The sequence below is a fragment of the Streptomyces sp. LARHCF249 genome, from assembly GCF_052871255.1.
On record NZ_JBIXJQ010000006.1, the window covers coordinates 541,923 to 563,654 of the forward strand.

Consider the following 21,732-nt stretch of genomic DNA (forward strand, 5'->3'; position numbering starts at 1 on the left):
ATGCGAACCGACACCTCTCCCGGGGCCCTCCCGGCACGGGCGCCCCTCGCGCCCGTGCCCGGTGAGCCCGTCCTCGACGTGGTGATTCCGGTCTTCAACGAGGAGAAGGACCTCGGACCCTGCGTGCGCAGGCTGCACGAGCACCTCACCCGTACGTTCCCCTACCCCTTCCGGATCACCGTCGCCGACAACGCGAGCACCGACCGCACCCCCGAGGTCGCGGGTGCGCTCGCCGCGACCCTGGACGGCGTGCGCAGCACCCGGCTGGAGGAGAAGGGCCGGGGCAGGGCCCTGCGGACGGTCTGGTCCGGTTCCGACGCACCGGTCCTCGCGTACATGGACGTGGACCTCTCCACCGACCTGAACGCCCTGCTGCCGCTGGTCGCCCCGCTGATCTCCGGCCACTCCGACCTCGCCATCGGCACCCGCCTCGCCCGCTCCTCCCGGGTGGTGCGCGGAGCCAAGCGGGAGTTCGTCTCCCGCGCCTACAACCTCCTCCTGCGCTCCTCCCTCGCCGCCCGCTTCAGCGACGCCCAGTGCGGGTTCAAGGCCATCCGGCGGGAGGTCGCCGAGCGGCTGCTGCCGCTGGTGGAGGATTCCGGCTGGTTCTTCGACACCGAGCTGCTCGTCCTCGCGGAGCGGGCCGGGCTGCGGATCCACGAGGTGCCGGTGGACTGGGTCGACGACCCCGACTCCACCGTCCACATCGTCAAGACCGCCACCGAGGACCTCAAGGGCGTCTGGCGGGTGGGCCGTGCCCTGGCCGTCGGCGCGCTCCCGCTCGACCGGCTCGCCCGCCCCTTCGGTGACGACCCGCGCGACCGCACCGCCCTGCCCGGGGTGGAGGGCGGGCTGGCCCGCCAGCTCCTCGGCTTCTGCGCGGTCGGAGCCCTGTCGACCCTGCTGTACCTGGCGCTCTACTCCGTCTTCCGCGCCGGGACCGGCCCGCAGGTCGCCAACGGCGCCGCCCTGCTGCTCTCCGCCGTCGCCAACACCGCCGCCAACCGCCGGCTCACCTTCGGTGTGCGCGGCCGGGACCGGGTCGTGCGCCACCAGGCCCAGGGGCTGGTCGTGTTCGCCATCGGACTGGCCCTGACCAGCGGCTCCCTCGCCGCCCTCGGTGCGGCCGCGGCGCATCCCGCGCACGGCACCGAACTGGCCGTACTGATCACCGCCAACCTCGCCGCCACCGTGCTGCGGTTCCTGCTCTTCCGCGCCTGGGTCTTCCCCGACCGGCGCGGCTCCGAGTTCCCTACGCCCAAGGACAGTCGATGACCACGGCAGCACTTCCGCTCTTCCCGGCCGCCGAGGCCCGGCCCCGCACCGGCCGGCCCGGCTGGGAACGGCCCGCGTTCGCCGGGCTCCTGATCGCCACGGCCCTCCTGCTGCTGTGGGACCTGGGCTCCTCCGGCTACGCCAACTCCTTCTACTCCGCAGCCGTGCAGGCGGGCAGCGAGAGCTGGAAGGCCTTCTTCTTCGGCTCCTCGGACGCCGGGAACTCCATCACCGTCGACAAGCCCCCGGCCGCCCTGTGGCCGATGATGCTGTCGGTCCGGCTGTTCGGGCTCGGCTCCTGGCAGATCCTCGTCCCGCAGGCGCTGATGGGCGTCGCGACGACCGCCGTGCTGTACGCGGCCGTACGGCGCCAGTTCGGGCCGGGGGCCGCGCTGCTGAGCGGCTGCGCCTTCGCGCTCACGCCCGTCGCCGCGCTCATGTTCCGCTTCAACAACCCCGACGCGCTGCTGACCCTGCTGCTCACCGCCACCGTGTACTGCGTGCTGCGCGCGCTGGACGGAGCGCACACGAAGTGGCTGGTCTGGGCCGGTGTGGCGGTCGGTTTCGGCTTCCTCACCAAGACCTTGCAGGCCTTCGTCATCCTGCCGCCGCTCGCCGTGCTGTACGCGGTCTGCGCGCCCACCGTGCTGCGCAGGCGCCTGGGCCAGCTGCTGCTGGCCGGGCTCGCGATGGTGGTGGCCGGCGGCTGGTGGGTGGCCGTCGTGGAACTGTGGCCCGCCTCCTCCCGCCCGTACATCGGCGGCTCGCAGACCAACTCCTTCCTGGAACTGACCCTCGGCTACAACGGGCTGGGCCGGATCAACGGCAACGAGACGGGCAGCGTCGGCGGCGGGGGACGAGCCGGCGGCGGAGGTGGAGGCGGCGGAGGTGGAGGCGGCTGGGGTGAGACGGGCATCGACCGGCTCTTCTCGGCCAACATCGGCGGTCAGATCGCCTGGCTGATGCCCGCGGCCCTGGTGCTGCTGGCGGCCGGGCTGGTGGTGACCTGGCGGGCCCGCCGGGCCACCGACTCGCTGGAGGGGATGGCCCGGGCGTCGTTCCTGGCCTGGGGCGGTTCGCTGCTGATCACCGCGCTCGTCTTCAGCTACATGCAGGGCATCTTCCACGAGTACTACACCGTGGCGCTGGCGCCGTTCGTGGCCGCGCTGATCGGAATGGGGGTCGCCGTGCTGTGGGAGGAGCGGGGCAACCGGGCCGCCCTCCTCACCCTGTCCGGCACGCTCGCCCTCACCGCCGTCTGGTCGTACGTGCTGCTCGGCCGGGCCCCCGGCTATCTGCCGTGGCTGCGCTGGGCGGTGCTGGTGGGCGGGCTGCTCGCCGCGGCCGCGCTGCCGTTCGCCGCACGGGCCGGGCGCCGGGTGCTGCAGTCCACGGCGGCGCTGGCCCTGGGGGCGGTGCTGGCGGGACCGCTCGCGTACTGCCTGACCACCGTGAGCACCGGGCACACCGGCTCCATCGTGACCGCCGGCCCCGCGGTGGCGGGTGGCCGGGGCGGGCCCGGCGGCATGATGCGGGGTGAGGGCGGGGCCGGCGAGCTGCCTCCGGGCGGGCCCGGTGGCGCGGGCCAAGGCGGCGGCCCCCAGGGCGGCAACACCCCGCCGCAGGGCGGCATGCCGGGGGCCCGGGCGGGCGGGGCACCCCAGGGCGGTGGCGCGGGCGGCCAGGCCGGGCGCGGCCTCGAGCGCGTCGGGGGCGGGCCGGGCGGCCTCCTCGGCGGCACCCGGGTCAGCGCCGAGGCCAAGGCGGCCCTGAGCGCCGGCGCGGACCGGTACACCTGGGCGGCGGCCGCCATCGGCTCGCAGAACGCCGCGAGTTACCAGCTGGCCACCGGCGCCCCGGTGATGCCGATCGGCGGCTTCAACGGCAGCGATCCGTCGCCCACCCTGGAGCAGTTCAAGCAGTACGTGCGGGACGGGAAGATCCACTGGTTCATCGGCCAGGTAAGCCCCGGGGGAGGAAGCGAGAGGGTCACCGACGGCGGCGCCACCGGTGAAGCCGGCGGAGGCCGCCTCCTCCAGGGCGGCGGCGGTCCGGGCGGAGCCACCGGCACCGCCATCGAGACCTGGGTCAAGGCCACCTTCAAGGCCACCACGGTCGGCGGAGCCACCTTCTACGATCTGACAGCTTCCACGCCCTGATCCAGCGCCCGCCGCGGCGCAGCCCCTAGCATCAAGAGGGCGGACCGGGCATTCCGGGCTGGTCCGCCTGGCGTGAGGAGGGTGCCTCCATGGTGACCGCGGCCGATGCCGGTGATCCGCTGCCGGTCGAGCCCAGCGTGTGGCTGACCGCCAGGCCCGCCGCACCCGCCAGACGCCGCAGCGAGGCGCCCTCCGGGCTCGACCGGGAGCGGATCACCGCCGCCACCGTGCGGCTGCTCGACTCCGAGGGGCTGGCCCGGTTCTCGATGCGGCGGCTCGCCGCCGGACTCGGGGTCACCGCGATGTCCCTGTACTGGTACGTGGACACCAAACACGATCTGCTCGAACTCGCCCTGGACCGCGCTCTGGGCGAGCTGGCCCTGTCGGCCGGGCCCCCGCCGGAGGGTGGACCCGCGCCGGGGGGTGGACCCGTGCCGGAGGGTGGACCCGTGCCGGAGGCCGGACCCGCGCCGGATGGCTGGCCCGGCCGGCTGCGGGCGCTGGCCCGGGGCTACCGCCGGCTGCTGACGGACCATCCCTGGGTGGCCCCGCTCACCGCCGCCTATCCGAACATCGGCCCGCACGCCCGGGCCTTCGACGCCGCCCTCCAGCGGCTGTTGGACGCGACGGGCCTCGCGGACCCCGCCCGGACCGGCGCCCATCTGGCCGTCTCACAGTTCCTGCACGGCTGTGGCGGCGCGGCCCGGCGGGCGCCCGAGGGCGACTTCTGCCTCGCGCTCGACGTCCTGATCGCCGGGATCGAGGCCAAGGCCGGGGCCGGGGCCGGGGCCACGGCGTAGGCGCGCAGGGTCAGGCCTTGGCCGGCACCTCCGCCGGGGTGGCGGTCTTCTCGGCGGAACCGGCCGCCGGGGCGTGGGCCGTGGGCTTCGACTTCAGCACGACCTCCTTGATGAACAGGCACAGCAGCAGCGCGAGCAGTGCGGTGGGCGCCGCGTAGAGGAAGACGTCGCCCACGCCGTGCCCGTACGCCGACTCGATGACCGTACGGACCGGGGCCGGCAGTTTGTCGAGGTCCGGGAAGGCGCCGCCGCCCGTGCCGCCGTGGCCGAGCGCCGCGGCCTTCGGGCCGAGCGCGGCCAGGCCGTCCTTCACGTAACCGGTGACCTGGTGCGCCATCAGCGCGCCGAGCGCCGAGACGCCCATGGCGCCGCCGAGCGAGCGGAAGAAGGTGACGACCGAGCTGGCCGCGCCCAGGTCCTCGGGGGCCACCTGGTTCTGGGTGGCGAGGACCAGGTTCTGCATCATCATGCCGAGGCCGAGTCCGGTCAGCGCCATGTAGACCGCGATGTGCCAGTACGGGGTGTCGTACCGCAGGGTGCCCAGCAGTCCGAGACCGGCGGTCAGCAGCACGCCGCCGGCGACGAGCCAGGCCTTCCACTTACCGGTCTTGGTGATCACCTGACCGGAAACGGTGGAGGAGACGAAGAGCCCGCCGATCATCGGAATCGTGAGGATTCCGGACATCGTGGGGGACTCGCCGCGGGCCAGCTGGAAGAACTGGCTGAAAAACACGGTGCCCGAGAACATCGCGATGCCCACGAACAGCGAAGCCGCCGAGGCGAGCGTGATGGTCTTGTTGCGGAACAGGCGCAGCGGGATGATCGGGTCGCTCGCCCGGGACTCCACCAGGACGAAGAGCAGGCCGAGCGCCACCGCGCCGGCGGTCATCGCCCAGGTCTGCCAGGAGATCCACGCGTAGGAGTCGCCGGCCTGCGTGACCCAGATCAGCAGCAGCGAGACGGCTCCGCTGATCAGGAAGGCGCCCAGCCAGTCGACCTTGACCTCGCGGCGCACGACGGGCAGGTGCAGGGTGCGCTGGAGCACGATCAGCGCGATGATCGCGAAGGGCACGCCGACGTAGAAGCACCAGCGCCAGCCGAGCCACTCGGTGTCGGTGATGACACCGCCCAGCAGCGGACCGCCGACGGTCGCGACGGCGAAGACCGCGCCGAGGTAGCCGCTGTACCGGCCGCGCTCGCGCGGGGAGATCATCGCGGCCATCACGATCTGCGCGAGGGCGGACAGGCCGCCGACGCCGATGCCCTGGACCACGCGGCAGGCGATCAGCGTGCCGGTGTTCTGGGACATGCCGGCGACCACGGAGCCGAGGACGTAGATCACGAGGGATATCTGGACCAGCAGCTTCTTGCTGAAGAGGTCCGACAGCTTGCCCCACAGCGGGGTGGCCGCCGTCATCGACAGCAGGGCCGCGGTGACGACCCAGGTGTACGAGGACTGCGTGCCGCCGAGGTCGCCGATGATCTGGGGCAGGGCGTTCGAGACGATCGTGGAGGACAGGATCGCCACGAACATGCCGAGCATCAGCCCGGACAGGGCCTTCATGATCTGCGGGTGGGTCATGGCCGGGGTCTCGGACGACGTCGCGGACGGGGGCGGGTTGGGGGTCGTCGTCTCCGACTGAACCATGTCGTTCCTTTGTCTAGAAGCTCGATCGGAGTCGGGCCAGCAGGGTGTTGAGTGCGTCGACGTCCTCGGGGGGCCATGCGGCCAGTGCTCTTTCCAGCGCGGCCGTGTAGCGGGAGCCGAGCTCGGCGAGGAGCGTGCGGCCGGCCGGGGTGAGCCGCAGGATCCGGCAGCGGCCGTCCCCCGGGTCGGCCTCGCGCCCGATCCAGCCGCGCTCGGCGACGTGGGTCACGTGCCGGCTGGTCACCGAGATGTCCACGGCCATGAGCTCGGCCAGCCGGCTCAGCCGCATCTCGCCGTGCCGGTCGAGCACGGTGAGGACGGCGGCGGCGCCCGGCGGGCAGTCCGGGGGCAGGATGCGGGCGAGGTCGCGTTTGACCGCGCCGATTCCGCTGAGCTGGCGGGCCAGCTCTTCGTACCGCGTGGTCTGCGCCGCCTCCGGCGTCTGCGTGGTCACCCGACAGCCCCCTATCTTGTTGCTTGCGGCAACCATAGAAGCGGATGGTTGCTACAGGCAAATGAATCCGGGGGGTGGGGCGGTAAAGGATTCGGAAAACCGGCTAGGGTCCTGCTCCATGGCTGCGAACCACAACTCACAGGGCCCCGAGGGCAACTACGACCCCGCGGGCAGCACCCAGATGTTCCGAGCGTTCGTCGAGGAGGCCGCTCCGGCCCGGCAGACGCCCTCCCGTCGCCAGCGCCGCGAGGAGGAGCAGCAGGCCGCCGGCTCGAAGAAGGGCGTGTGGCTGGGCGTGGCCGTCGCGCTGGTGCTCGTGATCGGCGCGGCCGCCTGGCTCGCTCTGCGCTGAGCCCGGCTGGGTTGCCGAGCCCCGCGGTCCGGGCAGGAGCCCTCAGTTCCAGGTGGCCGTGACCTGACGGGTCTCCACGTGCATGCCCAGCGGCACCCGCCACGCCTCCACGCACACCACGTAGCTCTGCGTCTTCGCGGCCCCGCCCGCGATGGGCGCGGGCAGCGGCTGGGTGGTGGTGATCGTGGCCCAGTCGATGCCGAGGGCGCCGATGATGTGCGTCGCGAAGCCGACCGTGCCCGAACGGGCCGCGGTGGAGCCGGTGTTGGTGAAGGTGACGGTCACCTGCTCGCACCAGCGGTCGGCCGCGGCCGCCCTGACCGGCGTGGACAGCGTCAGCTTCGCCGGAGAGGCCGGCGGCGCCGGGGGCGTGGTGCCGGGTTTGGCGGACGGGCTCGCCGGCGTGCCGGGGCTGCCCGGGCTGCCGGTTCCGCCAGGGCTCCCGGGGGTACCGGGTGCGGTGGTGGAGGGGCCGGCTCCGGGTGAGGTGCCCGGGGCGTGTGCGGAGCCGCCGGGTCCGGTGGTCGCGGCTCCGGTCCGGGCGGAGCCGCCGGGCGCCTGGGACCCGGGCGTACTGGCCGACGTACTCGACGACACGGAGGAGCCGCCCGCCGCGGACGGGCCGCCGAGCGGCTGGAACTCGACCTGGCCCTGCGGCGCCACGTTCTCCCCCGCGCCCCGCTCGGGGCCCGGGGCCGCGGCGCCCACGGCGACGTAGCCGTCCCGCGCCGGGCCGCCGCAGCCGGTGAGGGCGGCGGCGGCCGTGCAGCACAGGGCGAGGAGGATGGCCGCGCGAGATCCCTTTCGCATCGCGCCAGTTTTCCTGACGCTCCGTCAATTGGGAAGCCCGTGCGCCCGGATCACTCGCCGATCAAGCCTGCGCGCAGTTGCGCGAGGGTTCGGGTGAGCAGCCGGGAGACGTGCATCTGGGAGATGCCGACCTCCTCGCCGATCTGCGACTGCGTCATGTTCGCGAAGAACCGCAGCATGATGATCTGCCGTTCCCGCGCGGGGAGTTTGGCGAGCAGCGGCTTGAGCGACTCGCGGTACTCCACGCCCTCGAGCGCGGTGTCCTCGTAGCCGAGCCGGTCCGCGAGCGAGCCCTCGCCGCCCTCGTCCTCGGGGGAGGGCGAGTCGAGCGAGGAGGCGGTGTAGGCGTTGCCCACGGCGAGGCCGTCGACGACGTCCTCCTCCGAGACGCCCAGGACGGCGGCGAGCTCGGGGACGGTCGGCGAGCGGTCCAGCTTCTGGGCGAGCTCGTCGCTGGCCTTGGTCAGCGCCAGGCGCAGCTCCTGGAGGCGCCGCGGGACGCGGACGGACCAGGAGGTGTCCCTAAAGAATCGTTTGATCTCGCCCACGACGGTCGGCATAGCGAACGTCGGGAACTCCACGCCGCGTTCGCAGTCGAACCGGTCGATCGCCTTGATCAGGCCGATCGTGCCGACTTGGACGATGTCCTCCATCGGCTCGTTGCGGCTGCGGAAGCGCGCGGCGGCGTACCGGACCAGGGGCAGGTTCAGCTCGATCAGGGTGTCGCGTACGTACGTACGGTCGGGGCTGTCCGCGTCCAGGGCGGCGAGGCGCTGGAAGAGGGAGCGGGAGAGGGTGCGGGTGTCGATGGCTTCCGAGCGGTCAGACGCTGCCGGTGCTGCCGGCGCCGCGCTCTTGACGAGCGTGAGCACCTTGGAGCTGCCCTGGTCTACGGACATGCCACCCCCTTGAGGTCGCGGACGGTCGCGTACGGCGCGCCCGTCGGAGGAACGCAGCCTCCACCTGAATACCGGAGGCGGGGCTGCGGCAAACGCGGTTCAAGCAGAATGTCACATGTCGGCAACACGCTGTAGCGCCAAGTCGACATATATCTCCAGCGACAGAGGAGGTCTGAGGGCGATCAGCCCGTTCTGTCGGGAAACGCGTGAATGATCTCCACTCGTTCCGGTTATGCCTCGATCCTGTTTGCGGATCTCAGTCGGGCGAAGCTCCGGGCGAGGAGTCGGGAGACGTGCATCTGGGAGACGCCGAGCTCTGCGCTGATCTGCGACTGCGTCAGATTGTTGTAGTACCGCAGGAGCAGGATCCTTTGCTCACGCTCGGGCAGCTGTACGAGGAGGTGGCGGACGAGGTCGCGGTGCTCGACCCCGGCCAGCTCCGGATCCTCGTAACCCAGGCGGTCGAGGAGGCCCGGCATGCCGTCGCCCTCCTGGGCGGCCTCGAGTGAGGTTGCGTGATAGCTCCGTCCGGCCTCGATGCAGGAGAGGACCTCGTCCTCGCTGATGCGCAGCCGCTCGGCGATCTCGGCGGTGGTCGGGGTGCGGCCGTGGAGGGTGGTGAGGTCCTCGGTGGCGGCGTTGACCTGCACCCACAGCTCGTGGAGGCGGCGGGGCACGTGGACGGTGCGGACGTTGTCGCGGAAGTAGCGCTTGATCTCGCCCACGACGGTGGGCATCGCGAAGGTCGGGAACTGCACGCCGCGGTCCGGGTCGAACCGGTCGATGGCGTTGATGAGCCCGATGGTGCCGACCTGGACCACGTCCTCCATCGGCTCGTTGCGGCTGCGGAAGCGGGCGGCCGCGTAGCGGACGAGGGGGAGGTTGGCCTCGATGAGGGCCCCGCGCACCCGGTTGTGCTCGCTGGTGCCCGGCTGGAGCCCTTTCAGCTGCCCGAAGAGGACCTGGGTCAGGGCCCGGGTGTCCGCGCCCCTGCTGGGCGGTCTGGGGGGCGCGGGCGGTGCCGGGGGCTCCTCGGGGGAGGGCTCCGGGCGCGGCTCCTGCCTCGGTCCCTGCCGGGGCTCCTGCTGGGGCGGTACCGGGGCTTCCTGCTGCGGGTCCTGCTGGGGTGGCACCTGAGGCGCTGTACTGGCCGGCACGGTCACGCCACCCCTTCAGTCAACTCATCCGTCAAAAGCGGTCATAGCATCACAAGAGATGTGCACTATGTGCAAGCACCGTATATCACCGTGTTGAGGGCAAGTTGGGCATATAGGGGCATCGCGCCCGGTGGTGGGTATGCAAAAAGCCCCCCACCCGTCGGAGTGGGGGGCCGGGAAATCCGGAAGCCGGTTCAGCGTACGGGCTCAGCGCACCAGTTCGGTCATGAACTCGCCGATACCGGAGGCTGCATCCGATATGCCCTGGAAACCTATTCCCACCATCTCGGCCGCACGCTTGGGCTGGGTGATGATCACGAAGAGTACGAAGATGGTGAGGGCGCCCGTGATGAGCTTCTTGGTGTCCATGAGCGGTGACGGCCTCCCCAACCGGTCCTTGCAAAGTCGGGTGAGTCTAACCGGTCAGGTTTGGGTACTCACCTGTCCTTTAAGGACCAATGACCCGGCACTCCAGGCCCTTTGCCGGTGTGCCGGCGGTTGCGGGGGGCGCAGGATTGGTGTGAGCCCACCGGTTCTGGCAGGAAACCGGCGGGTGAGGGACAGGACCTCACTGCGGGGTCCGAGCCGCAAGCTTCCCCCTGACTGCGGCTCGGGCTGGCAGGTTCCGTCCTCGTCGGGGGAAGTGGCTTTGTCCCCCCGATGCCACTTCCCCCGTCCCACACGTGGAAGGTCCCGACTCCGGTCGGGGCCTTCTTCGTGTTTCCCGCCCGTGTTCTCCGGCTACTGGATGGCGCCGGCCAGGTCCGTCAGGGGCTGTACGGGGGCGATGACGGGCGCCAGCTGGTTCGGCAGCTCCGTCAGCTGGTTGAGCTGGTTCGCGCCTTCGCTGATCTTCGCGCCGATCTCCTGGACGGAGGCGGGCTGGGCCCCCGCGGGCATGCCCGGGGCGGCCGTCGGGAGGTCCGGGAGGGTGAGGGGGGCCAGGGGTGCGGCGGAGGCGGCGGGTGCGGCGAGGCCCGCGGCGGCCCCCGCGAGGGCGAAGGCGGCGAGCATGCGCTGGGTCTTGGTCATGCCGTGACAACGGCCGAGGGGGCGGGCGGTCACGCGGGCGTCATCCGGAGGGACGCGGCGGCGGCGCGGTTGCGGCGCGGTGGATGCGCGGCGGAGACGCGCGGGCGGAACGCCGAGAGCCCCGACCCTTGCGGGTTGGGGCTCTCGATCGGAGCGGTAGTGGAGGGATTTGAACCCCCGATGGGTTGCCCCATACTCGCTTTCGAGGCGAGCTCCTTCGGCCACTCGGACACACTACCGAGATGGATCCTAGCCTAAGGAGCCTCATTCACCGAAATCGGAATCCCCCGGGCCGTTCACCCGGGCCGTTCACCGGGGCAGTCAGCCGTAGCCCGCCGGTCCCATGTCACAGGTCGCGGAAGAACTCCGTCAGCTGACGTGCGCACTCCTCGGCGAGGACGCCGCGGATCACCTCGGGCCGGTGGTTGAGCCGGCGGTCGCGTACGAGGTCCCAGAGCGAGCCGGCCGCGCCCGCCTTCTCGTCGTCCGCGCCGTAGACGACCCGGGCGACGCGCGACTGCACGAGCGCGCCGGCGCACATCACGCACGGCTCCAGGGTCACCACGAGGGTGCACCCCGGAAGCCGCCATTCCCCGAGTGCCGCCGCGGCCCGGCGCAGCGCCAGCACCTCGGCGTGCGCCGTGGGGTCGCCGGTCGCCTCGCGCTCGTTGTACCCGGTGGCCAGGACCGAGCCGTCGGGGCCGAGCACGACGGCGCCGACCGGCACGTCGCCGGCCGGCACCGCCCGCGCGGCCTCGTGGAGCGCCAGGCGCATGGAATCCCGCCACGGGTCCCGCACGGGATCCGGAGTGTGCGCGTCCTGCATGTGGATCACTAGCGGACGGCCTCCAGGACCTCGGTCGCGCCGAGGGACTCGGCGATCTCCGAGAGGGCGTCCCCGTCCAGGGTCATCAGCTGCTTGTGGGTCACGCCGAGGTCGTCCAGCAACTGGGGGTCGCCGAGCGGACCGGCCGGTACCGGCTCCGCTCCGGTGCCTCCCAGCTCGTCCTCGTCGTCGGTCTCGTCGGTGAAGGCGGTGAGGGGTTCCTCCTCGCCGTCCTCGGTGCCGTCCAGGTCCAGCTCGTCGAGTTCGTCGTCCTCCTCGTCGCTGCCCAGCAGCTCTTTGGTCAGCATCGAGCCGTAGGAGCTGCGGGCGGCCGCGGAGGCGTTCGATACGAAGTACCGCGGGTCCTCCTCGCCGTCCACGCGGACGACGCCGAACCAGGCGTCCTCCTGCTCGATGAGGGCGACCACCGTGTCGTCGTCGACAGCGGCGGACCGGGCGAGATCGATCAGATCACTGAGGGACTCGACGTCGTCGAGTTCCATGTCGCTCGCTTCCCACCCGTCTTCGGTGCGCGCGAGCAGTGCGGCGAAATACACCGTGACTCTCCCACTGGTCATAGGCGTGCCGGTTGGAGGTCCCCCCGGCCGGAGGTTGGGGTCGAACGGCTGTGGTGCCCGCCGTACTGCCCCGCCCAATCGGCATCGTGGCAGAAACGGCGGCATTGCGAGAGGTCTTCCGCGCTTGCGTCGTCCCGTGCCGTGCGCTGCGCGGCCTGTGCGGGGGGTGCGGGGCGGCGGCGCCGTACGGGTCCAGGGCCTCGGACGGGCCCCGGCCCGGCGCACCTCCTCGCCGGGCGCGCCCCGGCCGTGTCGGGCGGGAGCGGTCACCAGCGGAACGTCCGCATGCGCATCTGCTGGCGCATGCGGGCGGCGCGGGCGCGGCGGGGCTGGACGCGGTCGCGCAGCGCCCGCGCCTCCATGAGGTCGCGCAGGAACTGCGCGCGGCGTGCTCGGCGCTGCGCCGCGGTCTCCGGCACATCGTCGCTCGGCTGCGTGTCGGGCATCGGCCACCACCCCGGGCTGGTCGGTCGTTCCCCCTGCACCCACCTTCCCCCGGACGGGCCGTTTGATGCCACCCCTGCGCAGGTCAGAACGGTCATCACCGCGCCTGGGTCACGCGGCCGCCGCCTCCTCGGAGAGTGTCGGGACCACCGCCACGGGGCCGTGGGCGTGCTGCAGTACCGCGTTCGCCACCGAGCCGATCATCAGCGACATGGCCGTGCGCCGCGGATGGTGGCGGCCCACCACGACGAGCTCCGCCGACCGCGAGGCCATCACCATCCGGCCCGCCGCGTCCCCGGGCACGGCGGCCTGCTCGACCGGGACGCCGGGGTAGCGTGCGCGGAACGGCGCCAGCCGCGCCGTCTGGGACCGCAGCATCTCCCGCTCGGCCGGTACGGCGTCCCCGTCGTCCGCCAGGCCCTCCGGCGGGATCACCGCGAAGGGCGCGTCGATGACCATGGTCGGCGCGGGCGGTACGGCGTACGCGGACACCACCTGGACGGTGGTCCCCCGCACGGACGCTTCCGCGAACGCGAAGGCCAGTACGTCGTCCGGGGTCTCCGCGGCGTGCAGGCCGAGCACCACCTTCCCGGCGGACTCCTCCGCCGAGGCGTCCGCCGCTCCGCGCTCCGCGTGCGGGACCACGACCACCGGGCAGGGCGCGGTGGTGGCGACGGCGCGGCTGTTCGAGCCGAGCAGCAGGCTGGCGAAGCCGCCGCGCCCGCGGGAGCCCATCACGAGCATCAGGGCCTCCGCGCCGATCACGCGCAGCGCCTCGGGGACGGAGCCCTCCAGCGACTCGTACCGGACCCCTTCCGGCAGGTCGGGTCCGCCGCCCAGGAGCGCCCGGATGCGCTCGCTCACCGGGTCGGAGAACTCCTCCGGCTGCGAGGCGTCGTGCAGCGCGGCCCGGCGTCCCGCGTACAACTGGGCGTGGTCGGGCAGTACATGGGCGATCAGCAGTCCCGTGCCGTGCCGCAGCGCCGCGGCCCTGGCCCAGTCCAGGGCCTTGAGGCTGTGCTCGGATCCGTCGACGGCGGCGATCACCGGTGCGTTGCTCATCAGTCCAGCCTGGTCGGCTCGCGCGCGGGTCGCATCCCCAGACGGACGCGCGGGGGCTCGCTCAGCGCGTAGCCTTTTGGGTGCAGGTCGCGTCTCGCGGCCGTTTTTGCAGGTCGCAGGCCGAGTTTTGGAGGATGTTGTGCGTTTGCAGGTCGTCGATCACCCCTTGGTGGCGCACAAACTCACCACCTTGCGCGACAAGCGCACCGACTCCGCGACGTTCCGGCGGCTCGCCGACGAGCTGGTGACCCTGCTCGCGTACGAGGCCACCCGGGACGTGCGCACGGAGCAGGCCGACATCGAGACCCCGGTGGCCCCGACCACCGGCGTGAAGCTCTCGCACCCGCGCCCGCTGGTCGTGCCGATCCTGCGGGCGGGCCTCGGCATGCTCGACGGCATGGTGCGGCTCCTGCCGACCGCCGAGGTGGGCTTCCTGGGCATGGTCCGCAACGAGGAGACCCTGGAGGCCTCCACGTACGCGACGCGCATGCCGGAGGACCTCTCCGGGCGGCAGGTCTACGTCGTCGACCCGATGCTGGCCACCGGCGGCACGCTCGTCGCGGCGATCCGTGAGCTGATCAAGCGCGGCGCCGACGACGTCACGGCCGTGGTGCTGCTGGCCGCGCCCGAGGGCGTCGAGATCATGGAGCGCGAGCTGGCGGGCACGCCGGTGACCGTGGTGACGGCCGCGGTGGACGAGCGGCTCAACGAGCACGGCTACATCGTTCCGGGCCTGGGCGACGCGGGCGACCGCATGTACGGCTCGGCCGAGTAGCCCTCCGGCACCGGATCACCGGATCAGGCGCATCAGCACTTCGCGGTGGGCGCGGGCGCGGGGTTGGCCAGCAGGGCCAGCGCCTTGGCCGCGTCCGCCGGCGTACTCAGCTCCTTGAAGGCGTCGCCCAGGATCAGGTCGATCTCCGCGGTCTCGCGGGCGTCGGTCTGCTGGGTGACCCCCGCGAGCTGGGTGCCCAGCACGCTGTAGGCGGCCTTGTCGGTGGCGGGGGAGCCCAGCAGTATCCCGGTGCCGGGGACCTTCTTGTCGAAGTCGGCGGGGGCGTTGCCGACGTTGCCGACGGTGAAGCCGCGTTTGCGCAGCTCGTCGCCGACGGCCTTGGCGAGTCCCGCGCGCGGGGTCGCGTTGTAGACGTTGACGGTGATGTCGGCGGGCTTGGGCAGCGCGACCGCCGGTTTCGGGGAGGCGGCCGAGGCGGCTTCGGGTCCGCCCTTGACGGCGGCGTCGGCCGCCTTCGTCGGACAGTCCCTGGCGCCCGCGGCCGTGTTCCGCTTCGGGCTGTCGCCCTGGAACACGTCGATGAGCTGCAGGGCTCCGTAGCCGAGCAGGGCCAGTGCGAGGACCGAGCCGAGCAGGGCGAAGACGATCCGCCGGCGGCTCCGCTTACGGCTCATACGGGGGTAGGCGGCTCCCGTGACGCGGTACTTTCCGCCCATGCCGGGGGGAGTGAGCATGCTCATGGGCGCAGCGTAGTGCCGCCCGGGGGCGATGCCTACTAAATGATCTGCTGATAGGTCAATGGTGACCCGAAAGGCGCAATCCACCGCGAAGCGCCGCATCGCCAAAGCGCCGAAACCCCTGGCCGATGGGCGGGCAGGGGCTTGGGTTCGGGCCGTTCGGGGCCGGGCCGGGCCGGTCGGTGCCGGTCGGGGCTCAGTCCATCTCGAGGACGCGGGCGTGCAGGACCTGGCGCTGCTGCAGGGCCGCGCGCACGGCGCGGTGCAGCCCGTCCTCCAGGTAGAGGTCGCCCCGCCACTTGACGACGTGCGCGAAGAGGTCGCCGTAGAAGGTGGAGTCCTCGGCGAGCAGGGTCTCGAGGTCGAGCTGCCCCTTGGTCGTCACCAGCTGGTCGAGCCGGACCGGGCGCGGCGCGACATCCGCCCACTGCCGGGTGCTTTCCCGGCCGTGGTCGGGGTACGGCTTTCCGTTACCGATGCGCTTGAAGATCACACGGAAAGCCTACCGGGCCGGGCCCTGCGAGCGCAGCCTCGCCGCGTTGGTGCAAAAGTGGCGAACAGCGCCAATTCGGGAGTGATGCATGAGCGAGAGCACCGACCCCGCCGCCGTGGCGGAGCAGACGGGCCCGGCCGACAAGATCGCCGCCGGATACGCCTTCACCGGACCGGCGCTCGAGCTGGGGGCCCTGCTCTGGGACGGCAGCTGCCTGCCCGGCCACCAGGTCCGCATCCCCCTGCCGATGCTCAACCGGCACGGGCTGGTCGCGGGCGCCACCGGCACCGGCAAGACCAAGACGCTCCAGCTCATCGCCGAGCAGCTGTCGGCGGCCGGGGTCCCGGTCTTCCTCGCGGACATCAAGGGCGACGTCTCGGGGATCTCGGCGCCGGGCGCGCCGAACGAGAAGGTCGCAGAGCGGGCGAACGGCGTGGCCCAGCGGTGGGAGGCCACCGGATACCCCACCGAGTTCTACTCGCTCGGCGGTATCGGCCCCGGGATCCCGGTCCGGTCGACCGTCACCAGCTTCGGCCCGGTCCTGATGTCGAAGGTGCTCCAGCTCAACCAGACGCAGGAGCAGTCCCTCGGCCTGATCTTCCACTACGCCGACACCAAGGGCCTGGAGCTGATCGACCTCAAGGACCTGCGCGCGGTCGTCGCCTTCCTCGTCTCCGACCAGGGAAAGCCGGAGCTCAAGGGCATCGGCGGGCTGTCCACGGTGACGGCCGGGGTGATCCTGCGGGCGCTCACCGCCTTCGAGCAGCAGGGGGCCGCGGAGTTCTTCGGCGAGCCGGAGTTCGACACCGGCGAGTTCCTGCGGACGGCCGCGGACGGCCGCGGCACCGTCTCCGTACTCGAACTCCCGGCGGTCCAGGACAAGCCGCAGCTCTTCTCCACCTTCCTGATGTGGCTGCTGGCCGACCTCTTCAACGACCTGCCGGAGGTCGGCGACCTGGAGCAGCCCAAGCTCGTCTTCTTCTTCGACGAGGCGCACCTGCTCTTCCACGGCGCGTCCAAGGCCTTCCTCGACTCCATCACCCAGACCGTGCGCCTCATCCGCTCCAAGGGGGTGGGCGTCTTCTTCGTGACGCAGACGCCCAAGGACGTGCCGGGGGACGTGCTCGCCCAGCTCGGCAACCGCGTGCAGCACGCGCTGCGCGCCTTCACCCCCGACGACGCCAAGGCGCTGAAGGCGACCGTGAAGACCTTCCCCCACTCCGCCTACGACCTGGAGGAGCTGCTCACACAGCTGGGGACCGGCGAGGCGGTGGTCACCGTGCTCAGCGAGAACGGCGCGCCGACCCCGGTGGCGGCGACCCGGCTGCGGGCCCCGCAGTCGCTGATGGGGCCGATCGCGCCGGCGGCCCTGGACCAGGCGGTGAGGTCCTCGCCGCTCTGGTCGCGCTACGCGGAGCCGGTCGACCGCGAGTCGGCGTACGAGAAGATCAGCGCCGAGCAGGCCGCCGCGGAGGCGGCGGCGGAGGCGGCAGCGGCGGCCGCCGAGGCGCAGAAGCAGGCCGAAGAGGCCGAGAAGCAGGCGGCGCGGACCGCGCGCAGCGCCCCCAGGCCCGATCCCTCGCTGGCCGAGCAGGTGGTGGGGAGCGGGCTGTTCCGCTCACTGGCCCGGTCGATCGGGACCCAGCTGGGCCGGGAGATCTCGCGCTCGGTCTTCGGGACGGCCCGCAGGCGGCGGTGAGCCGAAAACGGCGTCACCCGGCCCCCGTTCCAGGCGGAATCCAGCGCACCGGGTGAGAGGAACCGGCCCGTCGCTGACAGACTCGTGGCATGCGGACCGAACTGACCGACACCACGTCCAGCAAGATCAACCGGGCGCTGCTCGCGGCCCGCCGCGCGATAGGAAGCCCCACCACGGGGCTGGTGCTGACCCTCCTCGTCGTCACCGACGAGGAGAACGCCTACGACGCCCTGCGCGCGGCCTCCGAGGCCTCGCGCGAGCACCCCTGCCGCATCATCACGGTGATCAAGCGGACCTCGCGCGGCTCGCACAAGCTCCGCGCCACCCGCCTGGACGCCGAGCTGCGGGTCGGCTCGGACGCCGGGACCGGGGAGACCCTGGTGCTGCGCCTGCACGGGGAGCTGACCGGGCAGGCCGGCTCGGTCGTCCTGCCGCTGCTGGTGCCGGACGCGCCCGTCGTGGCGTGGTGGCCGGCCGATGCCCCCGCCGATGTCGCCGGGGACTCCCTGGGCTCGCTCGCGCAGCGCCGGATCACGGACGCGGCCGCGGCCTTCGACCCGGTCGGCGTACTGGACGACCGGGCCGCCGCGTACCGGCCCGGGGACACCGACCTGGCCTGGACCCGGCTGACGCCGTGGCGGGCCCTGCTGGCGGCCGCCCTGGACCAGAAGCCGCTGCCGGTGACCGGCGCGGCGGTGGAGAGCGAGCCGGACAACGCGAGCGCCGAGCTGCTGGCGCGCTGGCTGGAGGACCGGCTCGGCGTGCCCGTCGACCGGGTGGCGGGCGCGGGCCCGGTGATCACCCGGGTCAGCCTGCGCACCGCGGGCGGCGAGATCCGGGTGGACCGGCCCGCGGGCGCGCTGGCCACGCTGGCCCTGCCGGGGAGCCCGGACCGCAGCGTGGCCCTGAAGATCCGCAGCGGCGCCGAACTGATCGCGGAGGAGCTGCGCCGCCTCGACGCGGACGTGACCTACGGCTCGGCGCTGCGACGGCGGCCGCTCCAGGCGGCGCTCTCCGCGTAGTGGTTGTCGTACGTGGCGGAGCTGTCCTTGATGTCCTGCACGGTGGCCTCGCCCGCGTTGACCCGGCCGAGGAGGCGGTAGTAGTCGAAGCGGCCCATGCCGGGGGTGAAGCCGACGAAGACGCCGGCGGTGTGGCCCGCGGCGGGCGCGAAGGCGTGCTTGACGCCGGGCGGAACCGCGATGAAGTCGCCGGCGTCGAGGGTGTGGATCTCGTCCCCGACCAGGATGTCGAGGCGGCCGGCGGTGACGTGGAAGAACTCGGTGGCCCTGGTGTGGAAGTGCACCGGGGCGCCGGCCGCGCCCTCCTCGAAGGTAGCCGTGTTGCAGGTGAGTTCGGCGGTGTCCGTGAGCAGCGTGATGAGGCTGCCGGGGGCGTCCTGGATGGCTTCGGCGGTGGCGGCGCGGGTCGCGATCTCGTTCATGTCCCCTAATCTACGGGGCTGATAGACCGGTTTCCGGGGTCAATCCAGCACCCTTCAAGCCGGTCAATTTCTGGTTGGCCCCGCCGGTCAGCCCGGCCCTTTCGCGGCTTTGGCCGCGGCCTTCATCTCCTGCTTGTGCGCCCGGACCTTGGCCAGCGACTCGGGGCCGGTGATGTCGGCCGCCGAGCGGTAGACGTTCGCCGGTCCGTAGCCGCCCGCCGCCTCCCGCCAGCCCTTCGGCCGCACCCCGAGCCGCTTCCCCAGCAGGGCGAGGAAGATCTGGGCCTTCTGCTCGCCGAAGCCGGGCAGCGCCTTGAGGCGCGCCAGCAGTTCCGCCCCGGTCCCGACGCCGGCCCAGACCGCCTCGGCGTCCCCGCCGTAGTGCTCCACCAGGTACGCGCACAGCTGCTGGATCCGCTTCGCCATCGACCCGGGGTAGCGGTGGACGGCGGGCTTCTGCGAGAGCAGCGCGGCGAAGGCCTCCGGGTCGTACGCGGCGATGGCGTGCGCGTCCAGGTCGTCGGAGCCGAGCCGCTGGGCGATCGTCCAGGGCCCCGAGAAGGCCCATTCCATCGGTACCTGCTGGTCCAGCAGCATCCCGACGAGGGCGGCGAGCGGGCTCCGGGAGAGCAGCGCGTCGGCGTCCGGCTGCTGCGCCAGCCGGATGGTGATGTCCTTGTCCATGGCTCCAGCCTCCCGCGCGGGCGCGCTCCCCGCGCGGTCGGCGCACCGCGCCCCTAGCGTGGGAGCGACCGAAGCTACGCGTACGAGTACGAGTCCCAGTCCGAGTCCGAGTCCGAGGAGTCGATCGACCATGGGTGAGTTCACCGAAGGCGCACCGTGCTGGGTGGACGCGATGTTCGCCGACGTGGAGGCCGCCAAGACCTTCTACGGCGATGTGCTGGGCTGGACCTTCGGCGAGGCCAGCAGCGAGTACGGCAACTACACGCAGGCCTACTCCGGCGGGAAGGCCGTCGCGGCCGTGGTGCCCCCGATGCCCGGGGCGGACGCCCCGTCGCAGTGGTGTCTGTACCTGCACTCGCCCGACGTGGCGGCCACGGCCGAGAAGGTCACCTCGAACGGCGGAGAGGTGCTGATGGGGCCCATGCAGGTGGGCAGCTTCGGCTCGATGCTCATCGCGAAGGAGCCGAGCGGCGCGGTCTTCGGCGTCTGGCAGCCCGGCGACCACAAGGGCTTCGAGAAGATGGGCGAGGCCGGCGCGTACGCCTGGGCGGAGGTCTTCACCCGCGAGCCCGGCAAGGCGGACGCCTTCCTGTCGAAGGTCTTCCCGTACAGCGGCCAGCAGATGGACGCGGGTGACGACCCGGAGGCGGCGGGCATGGACTTCAAGGTCTTCAGCGTCGGCGGCCCCGAGAACCCGGTGCTGGGCCGGATGAAGATGGGCGACGAGTTCCCGCCGCAGATCCCCTCGTACATCCAGGTCTACTTCGGCGTCCCGAACTGCGACGAGGCGGTCGAGAAGACGAAGAAGCACGGCGGGAAGCTGTACTTCGGCCCGATGGACAGCCCGTTCGGCCGCTTCGCGGCGGTGACGGACCAGCAGGGCGCGGCCTTCGCGGTGATCGACATGTCGACGACGGTCGGCGAGATGCCGCAGTTCGGCTGAGCCGCGAGAGGTCCGAGCGCCATGAGCCTGAGCATCCGCAACCAGATCGCCGGCACCGTCACCGCCGTCACCACCGGTGAGGCCATGGCCGCGGTCAAGGTCCGGCTGGACGGCGGCCAGGAGATCACCGCCGCCATCACCGCAGACGCCGTCAGGGAACTCGGCATCGGGACGGGGTCCCCGGTCACGGCGCTGGTCAAGGCCACCGAGGTGGCCCTGGCCACCGGGCCGGTCGAGGGGCTGTCCATCCGCAACCAGATCGCCGGCACGGTCGTCGACGTCGCCGCCGGGCCCGCCATGGCCACCGTCAAGGTGGACGTGAACGGCGGCGGGCTGACCGCCGCCATCACCGCCGACGCCGTCGGCGCGCTCGGCCTGACGGCCGGCTCCTCCGTCGTCGCGCTGATCAAGTCCACCGAGATCTCGCTCCGGACCGGCTGATCACACACCCGCCCCGGCGCAGTGAGCGCGCCGAACCAAGGCGCAGGACTGCGCCCTGAGGTAGCGTGCCGTGATTTTTTTCGCGGGGCCGTCACATCCCGGCGGTCCGGCGGGTCAGTGGAGTGAACCCGTCAGGATCTGCCAAGGGAGCGAACCCCATGTCCACCACCGCCGTAGTCCTCACCCTCGTCGGCGCCCTCATGGTCGGCTTCTCCGCCGTCTCGGTCTTCCTCCGCGCCAAGTGGGTCGTCGAGCCGCTCGCCGCGTACGGGGTTCCGGCCTCGTGGTGGCCCTGGCTGGGCGTCGCCAAGGCGGCCGGGGCGGCCGGCCTCGTCGTCGGACTGTTCGTCCCGGCGATCGGCGTCGCCGCCGCCATCGGCATCGCCGTCTACTTCACCGGCGCCGTCCTGACCGTCCTGCGCGCCCGTTCGTACGCGCACGTCCCCTTCCCGCTCCTGTACGCCGCCCCGGCCGTCGCCGCCCTCGCCCTCGGCTTCTGACCGGGGGGCCCACCGGCGGAATCCGGCCGCGGGCCCCTCGGCGCGTCCGTGCGGTGCGGTCAGTCCTCGTCGGGGACCGCCCGGGCGGGGAACGGGCTTCGTCTTCGCCTCTCCCACCGGCGCGCCGCTGGTCCCGAACACCGAGTGAGACGGAGCACGCAGAAGGCCCCGGCCGGTTTCCCGGTCGGGGCCTTCAAGTGCCCGGTGAGGCACTGGCGGAGGATACGAGATTCGAACTCGTGAGGGGTTGCCCCCAACACGCTTTCCAAGCGTGCGCCCTAGGCCACTAGGCGAATCCTCCGCCGCAAACAATACAAGACGTTGAGGGGTGCTCGCGAACGTGATCGTTCTCGGAGGGCGGGCGCGGGGCCGGGCTCGATTCCGGGGGCGTCCATCCGCTAGGGTGGGGTCAGCCCCTCACGTGGCGCTATCTCACCCAACTCCCCCAGGGCCGGAAGGCAGCAAGGGTAAGTGGGCTCTGGCGGGTGCGTGGGGGGCGCTTTGCGTTCCGGGGACCGTGTGGGCCGCCGTTGTCGGTGGGCCCGGATAACCTCGTAGA

Annotated in this window: 25 protein-coding genes, 2 tRNA genes and 1 other RNA gene; 11 read left to right on the plus strand and 17 right to left on the minus strand. The window is 72.3% G+C overall.

Features of this window, described 5'->3' with window-relative positions; genetic code table 11:
- From ACIPUC_RS20530 to ACIPUC_RS20540, 3 genes are all read left to right on the plus strand, one after another.
- Window positions 1–1,275: a glycosyltransferase gene (locus ACIPUC_RS20530; protein WP_446591054.1), complete on the plus strand. Its 1,275-nt coding sequence runs from the start codon at window positions 1–3 to the stop codon at window positions 1,273–1,275.
- A complete protein-coding gene (locus ACIPUC_RS20535; protein WP_446591056.1) occupies window positions 1,272–3,434 on the plus strand; it encodes an ArnT family glycosyltransferase in 2,163 nt (720 codons plus the stop codon). The genes ACIPUC_RS20530 and ACIPUC_RS20535 overlap by 4 nt, the downstream gene beginning before the upstream one ends.
- An 89-nt stretch (window positions 3,435–3,523) precedes the next feature.
- Window positions 3,524–4,234 (plus strand): TetR/AcrR family transcriptional regulator, encoded by a 711-nt coding sequence (locus tag ACIPUC_RS20540; protein WP_446591057.1) that lies wholly within the window; start codon window positions 3,524–3,526, stop codon window positions 4,232–4,234.
- A gap of 10 nt (window positions 4,235–4,244) precedes the next feature.
- Here ACIPUC_RS20540 and ACIPUC_RS20545 read toward each other — a convergent pair whose 3' ends face one another.
- Together ACIPUC_RS20545 and ACIPUC_RS20550 are read right to left on the minus strand one after the other, a co-directional pair.
- Window positions 4,245–5,882, minus strand: coding sequence for an MFS transporter (locus ACIPUC_RS20545; protein ID WP_446591059.1), 1,638 nt, complete (start codon window positions 5,880–5,882; stop codon window positions 4,245–4,247).
- Window positions 5,883–5,895: 13 nt separating this feature from the next.
- Window positions 5,896–6,372 carry a MarR family winged helix-turn-helix transcriptional regulator gene (locus ACIPUC_RS20550; protein WP_446591060.1) on the minus strand — a complete coding sequence of 159 codons (477 nt, stop codon included), beginning with the start codon at window positions 6,370–6,372 and terminating at the stop codon, window positions 5,896–5,898.
- A gap of 82 nt (window positions 6,373–6,454) precedes the next feature.
- Here ACIPUC_RS20550 and ACIPUC_RS20555 point away from each other — a divergent pair, with 82 nt between their 5' ends.
- Window positions 6,455–6,688 (plus strand): hypothetical protein, encoded by a 234-nt coding sequence (locus tag ACIPUC_RS20555; RefSeq protein WP_446591062.1) that lies wholly within the window; start codon window positions 6,455–6,457, stop codon window positions 6,686–6,688.
- Window positions 6,689–6,730: 42 nt separating this feature from the next.
- Here ACIPUC_RS20555 and ACIPUC_RS20560 read toward each other — a convergent pair whose 3' ends face one another.
- The 10 genes from ACIPUC_RS20560 to ACIPUC_RS20605 form a co-directional block, all read right to left on the minus strand.
- Entirely contained in the window at window positions 6,731–7,498 is a 768-nt protein-coding gene (locus tag ACIPUC_RS20560) for a hypothetical protein (RefSeq protein ID WP_446591063.1), read from the minus strand.
- Between the two features lie 50 nt (window positions 7,499–7,548).
- A complete protein-coding gene (locus ACIPUC_RS20565; protein ID WP_446591065.1) occupies window positions 7,549–8,397 on the minus strand; it encodes an RNA polymerase sigma factor SigF in 849 nt (282 codons plus the stop codon).
- 230 nt (window positions 8,398–8,627) lie between these two features.
- On the minus strand, window positions 8,628–9,530 hold the full coding sequence (locus tag ACIPUC_RS20570; protein WP_446591067.1) for an RNA polymerase sigma factor SigF: 903 nt from the start codon (window positions 9,528–9,530) through the stop codon (window positions 8,628–8,630).
- Between the two features lie 231 nt (window positions 9,531–9,761).
- A complete protein-coding gene (locus ACIPUC_RS20575) occupies window positions 9,762–9,923 on the minus strand; it encodes a hypothetical protein (RefSeq protein WP_167739582.1) in 162 nt (53 codons plus the stop codon).
- A gap of 372 nt (window positions 9,924–10,295) precedes the next feature.
- Window positions 10,296–10,586, minus strand: a complete 291-nt coding sequence (locus ACIPUC_RS20580; protein ID WP_446591069.1) for a hypothetical protein — start codon at window positions 10,584–10,586, stop codon at window positions 10,296–10,298.
- A 154-nt stretch (window positions 10,587–10,740) separates the two neighbouring features.
- Window positions 10,741–10,825 (minus strand) — tRNA-Ser (locus ACIPUC_RS20585).
- Between the two features lie 107 nt (window positions 10,826–10,932).
- The gene (tadA, locus tag ACIPUC_RS20590) at window positions 10,933–11,412 is read right to left on the minus strand and encodes a tRNA adenosine(34) deaminase TadA (protein WP_446591189.1); all 480 of its coding nucleotides are present in this window, start codon (window positions 11,410–11,412) and stop codon (window positions 10,933–10,935) included.
- An 8-nt stretch (window positions 11,413–11,420) separates the two neighbouring features.
- A complete protein-coding gene (locus ACIPUC_RS20595; protein WP_446591070.1) occupies window positions 11,421–11,969 on the minus strand; it encodes a tRNA adenosine deaminase-associated protein in 549 nt (182 codons plus the stop codon).
- Between the two features lie 287 nt (window positions 11,970–12,256).
- Window positions 12,257–12,436, minus strand: coding sequence for a hypothetical protein (locus ACIPUC_RS20600; protein WP_446591072.1), 180 nt, complete (start codon window positions 12,434–12,436; stop codon window positions 12,257–12,259).
- Window positions 12,437–12,545: 109 nt separating this feature from the next.
- Window positions 12,546–13,496 (minus strand): universal stress protein, encoded by a 951-nt coding sequence (locus ACIPUC_RS20605; RefSeq protein ID WP_446591073.1) that lies wholly within the window; start codon window positions 13,494–13,496, stop codon window positions 12,546–12,548.
- 139 nt (window positions 13,497–13,635) lie between these two features.
- Between ACIPUC_RS20605 and upp the strand changes: the two genes are divergently transcribed.
- Window positions 13,636–14,271 (plus strand): uracil phosphoribosyltransferase, encoded by a 636-nt coding sequence (gene upp, locus ACIPUC_RS20610; RefSeq protein WP_328926482.1) that lies wholly within the window; start codon window positions 13,636–13,638, stop codon window positions 14,269–14,271.
- A gap of 32 nt (window positions 14,272–14,303) precedes the next feature.
- Here the strand turns inward: upp and ACIPUC_RS20615 are convergent, their stop codons facing one another.
- The gene (locus ACIPUC_RS20615) at window positions 14,304–14,972 is read right to left on the minus strand and encodes a LytR C-terminal domain-containing protein (protein WP_446591075.1); all 669 of its coding nucleotides are present in this window, start codon (window positions 14,970–14,972) and stop codon (window positions 14,304–14,306) included.
- 193 nt (window positions 14,973–15,165) lie between these two features.
- Window positions 15,166–15,462, minus strand: coding sequence for a type II toxin-antitoxin system VapB family antitoxin (locus ACIPUC_RS20620; RefSeq protein WP_017240525.1), 297 nt, complete (start codon window positions 15,460–15,462; stop codon window positions 15,166–15,168).
- A gap of 88 nt (window positions 15,463–15,550) precedes the next feature.
- On the opposite strand from ACIPUC_RS20620, the gene ACIPUC_RS20625 reads away from it, so the two are divergent.
- Together ACIPUC_RS20625 and opcA are read left to right on the plus strand one after the other, a co-directional pair.
- On the plus strand, window positions 15,551–17,161 hold the full coding sequence (locus ACIPUC_RS20625; RefSeq protein ID WP_446591076.1) for a helicase HerA-like domain-containing protein: 1,611 nt from the start codon (window positions 15,551–15,553) through the stop codon (window positions 17,159–17,161).
- Window positions 17,162–17,250: 89 nt separating this feature from the next.
- Window positions 17,251–18,183 carry a glucose-6-phosphate dehydrogenase assembly protein OpcA gene (gene opcA, locus ACIPUC_RS20630; protein ID WP_446591077.1) on the plus strand — a complete coding sequence of 311 codons (933 nt, stop codon included), beginning with the start codon at window positions 17,251–17,253 and terminating at the stop codon, window positions 18,181–18,183.
- On the opposite strand, the gene ACIPUC_RS20635 is transcribed toward opcA, so the two are convergent.
- Together ACIPUC_RS20635 and ACIPUC_RS20640 are read right to left on the minus strand one after the other, a co-directional pair.
- The gene (locus ACIPUC_RS20635; RefSeq protein ID WP_446591078.1) at window positions 18,132–18,605 is read right to left on the minus strand and encodes a cupin domain-containing protein; all 474 of its coding nucleotides are present in this window, start codon (window positions 18,603–18,605) and stop codon (window positions 18,132–18,134) included. The two genes, opcA and ACIPUC_RS20635, sit on opposite strands and share 52 nt — an antisense overlap.
- A gap of 87 nt (window positions 18,606–18,692) precedes the next feature.
- Window positions 18,693–19,289 carry an HhH-GPD-type base excision DNA repair protein gene (locus ACIPUC_RS20640; RefSeq protein WP_446591079.1) on the minus strand — a complete coding sequence of 199 codons (597 nt, stop codon included), beginning with the start codon at window positions 19,287–19,289 and terminating at the stop codon, window positions 18,693–18,695.
- 130 nt (window positions 19,290–19,419) lie between these two features.
- On the opposite strand from ACIPUC_RS20640, the gene ACIPUC_RS20645 reads away from it, so the two are divergent.
- The 3 genes from ACIPUC_RS20645 to ACIPUC_RS20655 all read left to right on the plus strand — a co-directional run bounded on the left by ACIPUC_RS20645 (window position 19,420) and on the right by ACIPUC_RS20655 (window position 21,173).
- A complete protein-coding gene (locus ACIPUC_RS20645; RefSeq protein ID WP_446591081.1) occupies window positions 19,420–20,232 on the plus strand; it encodes a VOC family protein in 813 nt (270 codons plus the stop codon).
- A gap of 21 nt (window positions 20,233–20,253) precedes the next feature.
- A complete protein-coding gene (locus tag ACIPUC_RS20650) occupies window positions 20,254–20,673 on the plus strand; it encodes a TOBE domain-containing protein (protein ID WP_446591082.1) in 420 nt (139 codons plus the stop codon).
- 158 nt (window positions 20,674–20,831) lie between these two features.
- Window positions 20,832–21,173, plus strand: a complete 342-nt coding sequence (locus ACIPUC_RS20655) for a DoxX family protein (protein ID WP_446591084.1) — start codon at window positions 20,832–20,834, stop codon at window positions 21,171–21,173.
- A gap of 213 nt (window positions 21,174–21,386) precedes the next feature.
- On the opposite strand, the gene ACIPUC_RS20660 is transcribed toward ACIPUC_RS20655, so the two are convergent.
- Window positions 21,387–21,474, minus strand: a tRNA-Ser gene (locus ACIPUC_RS20660).
- 107 nt (window positions 21,475–21,581) lie between these two features.
- On the opposite strand from ACIPUC_RS20660, the gene ffs reads away from it, so the two are divergent.
- An RNA gene (ffs, locus tag ACIPUC_RS20665) (signal recognition particle sRNA small type) lies at window positions 21,582–21,680 on the plus strand.
- Window positions 21,681–21,732: the final 52 nt, after the last annotated feature.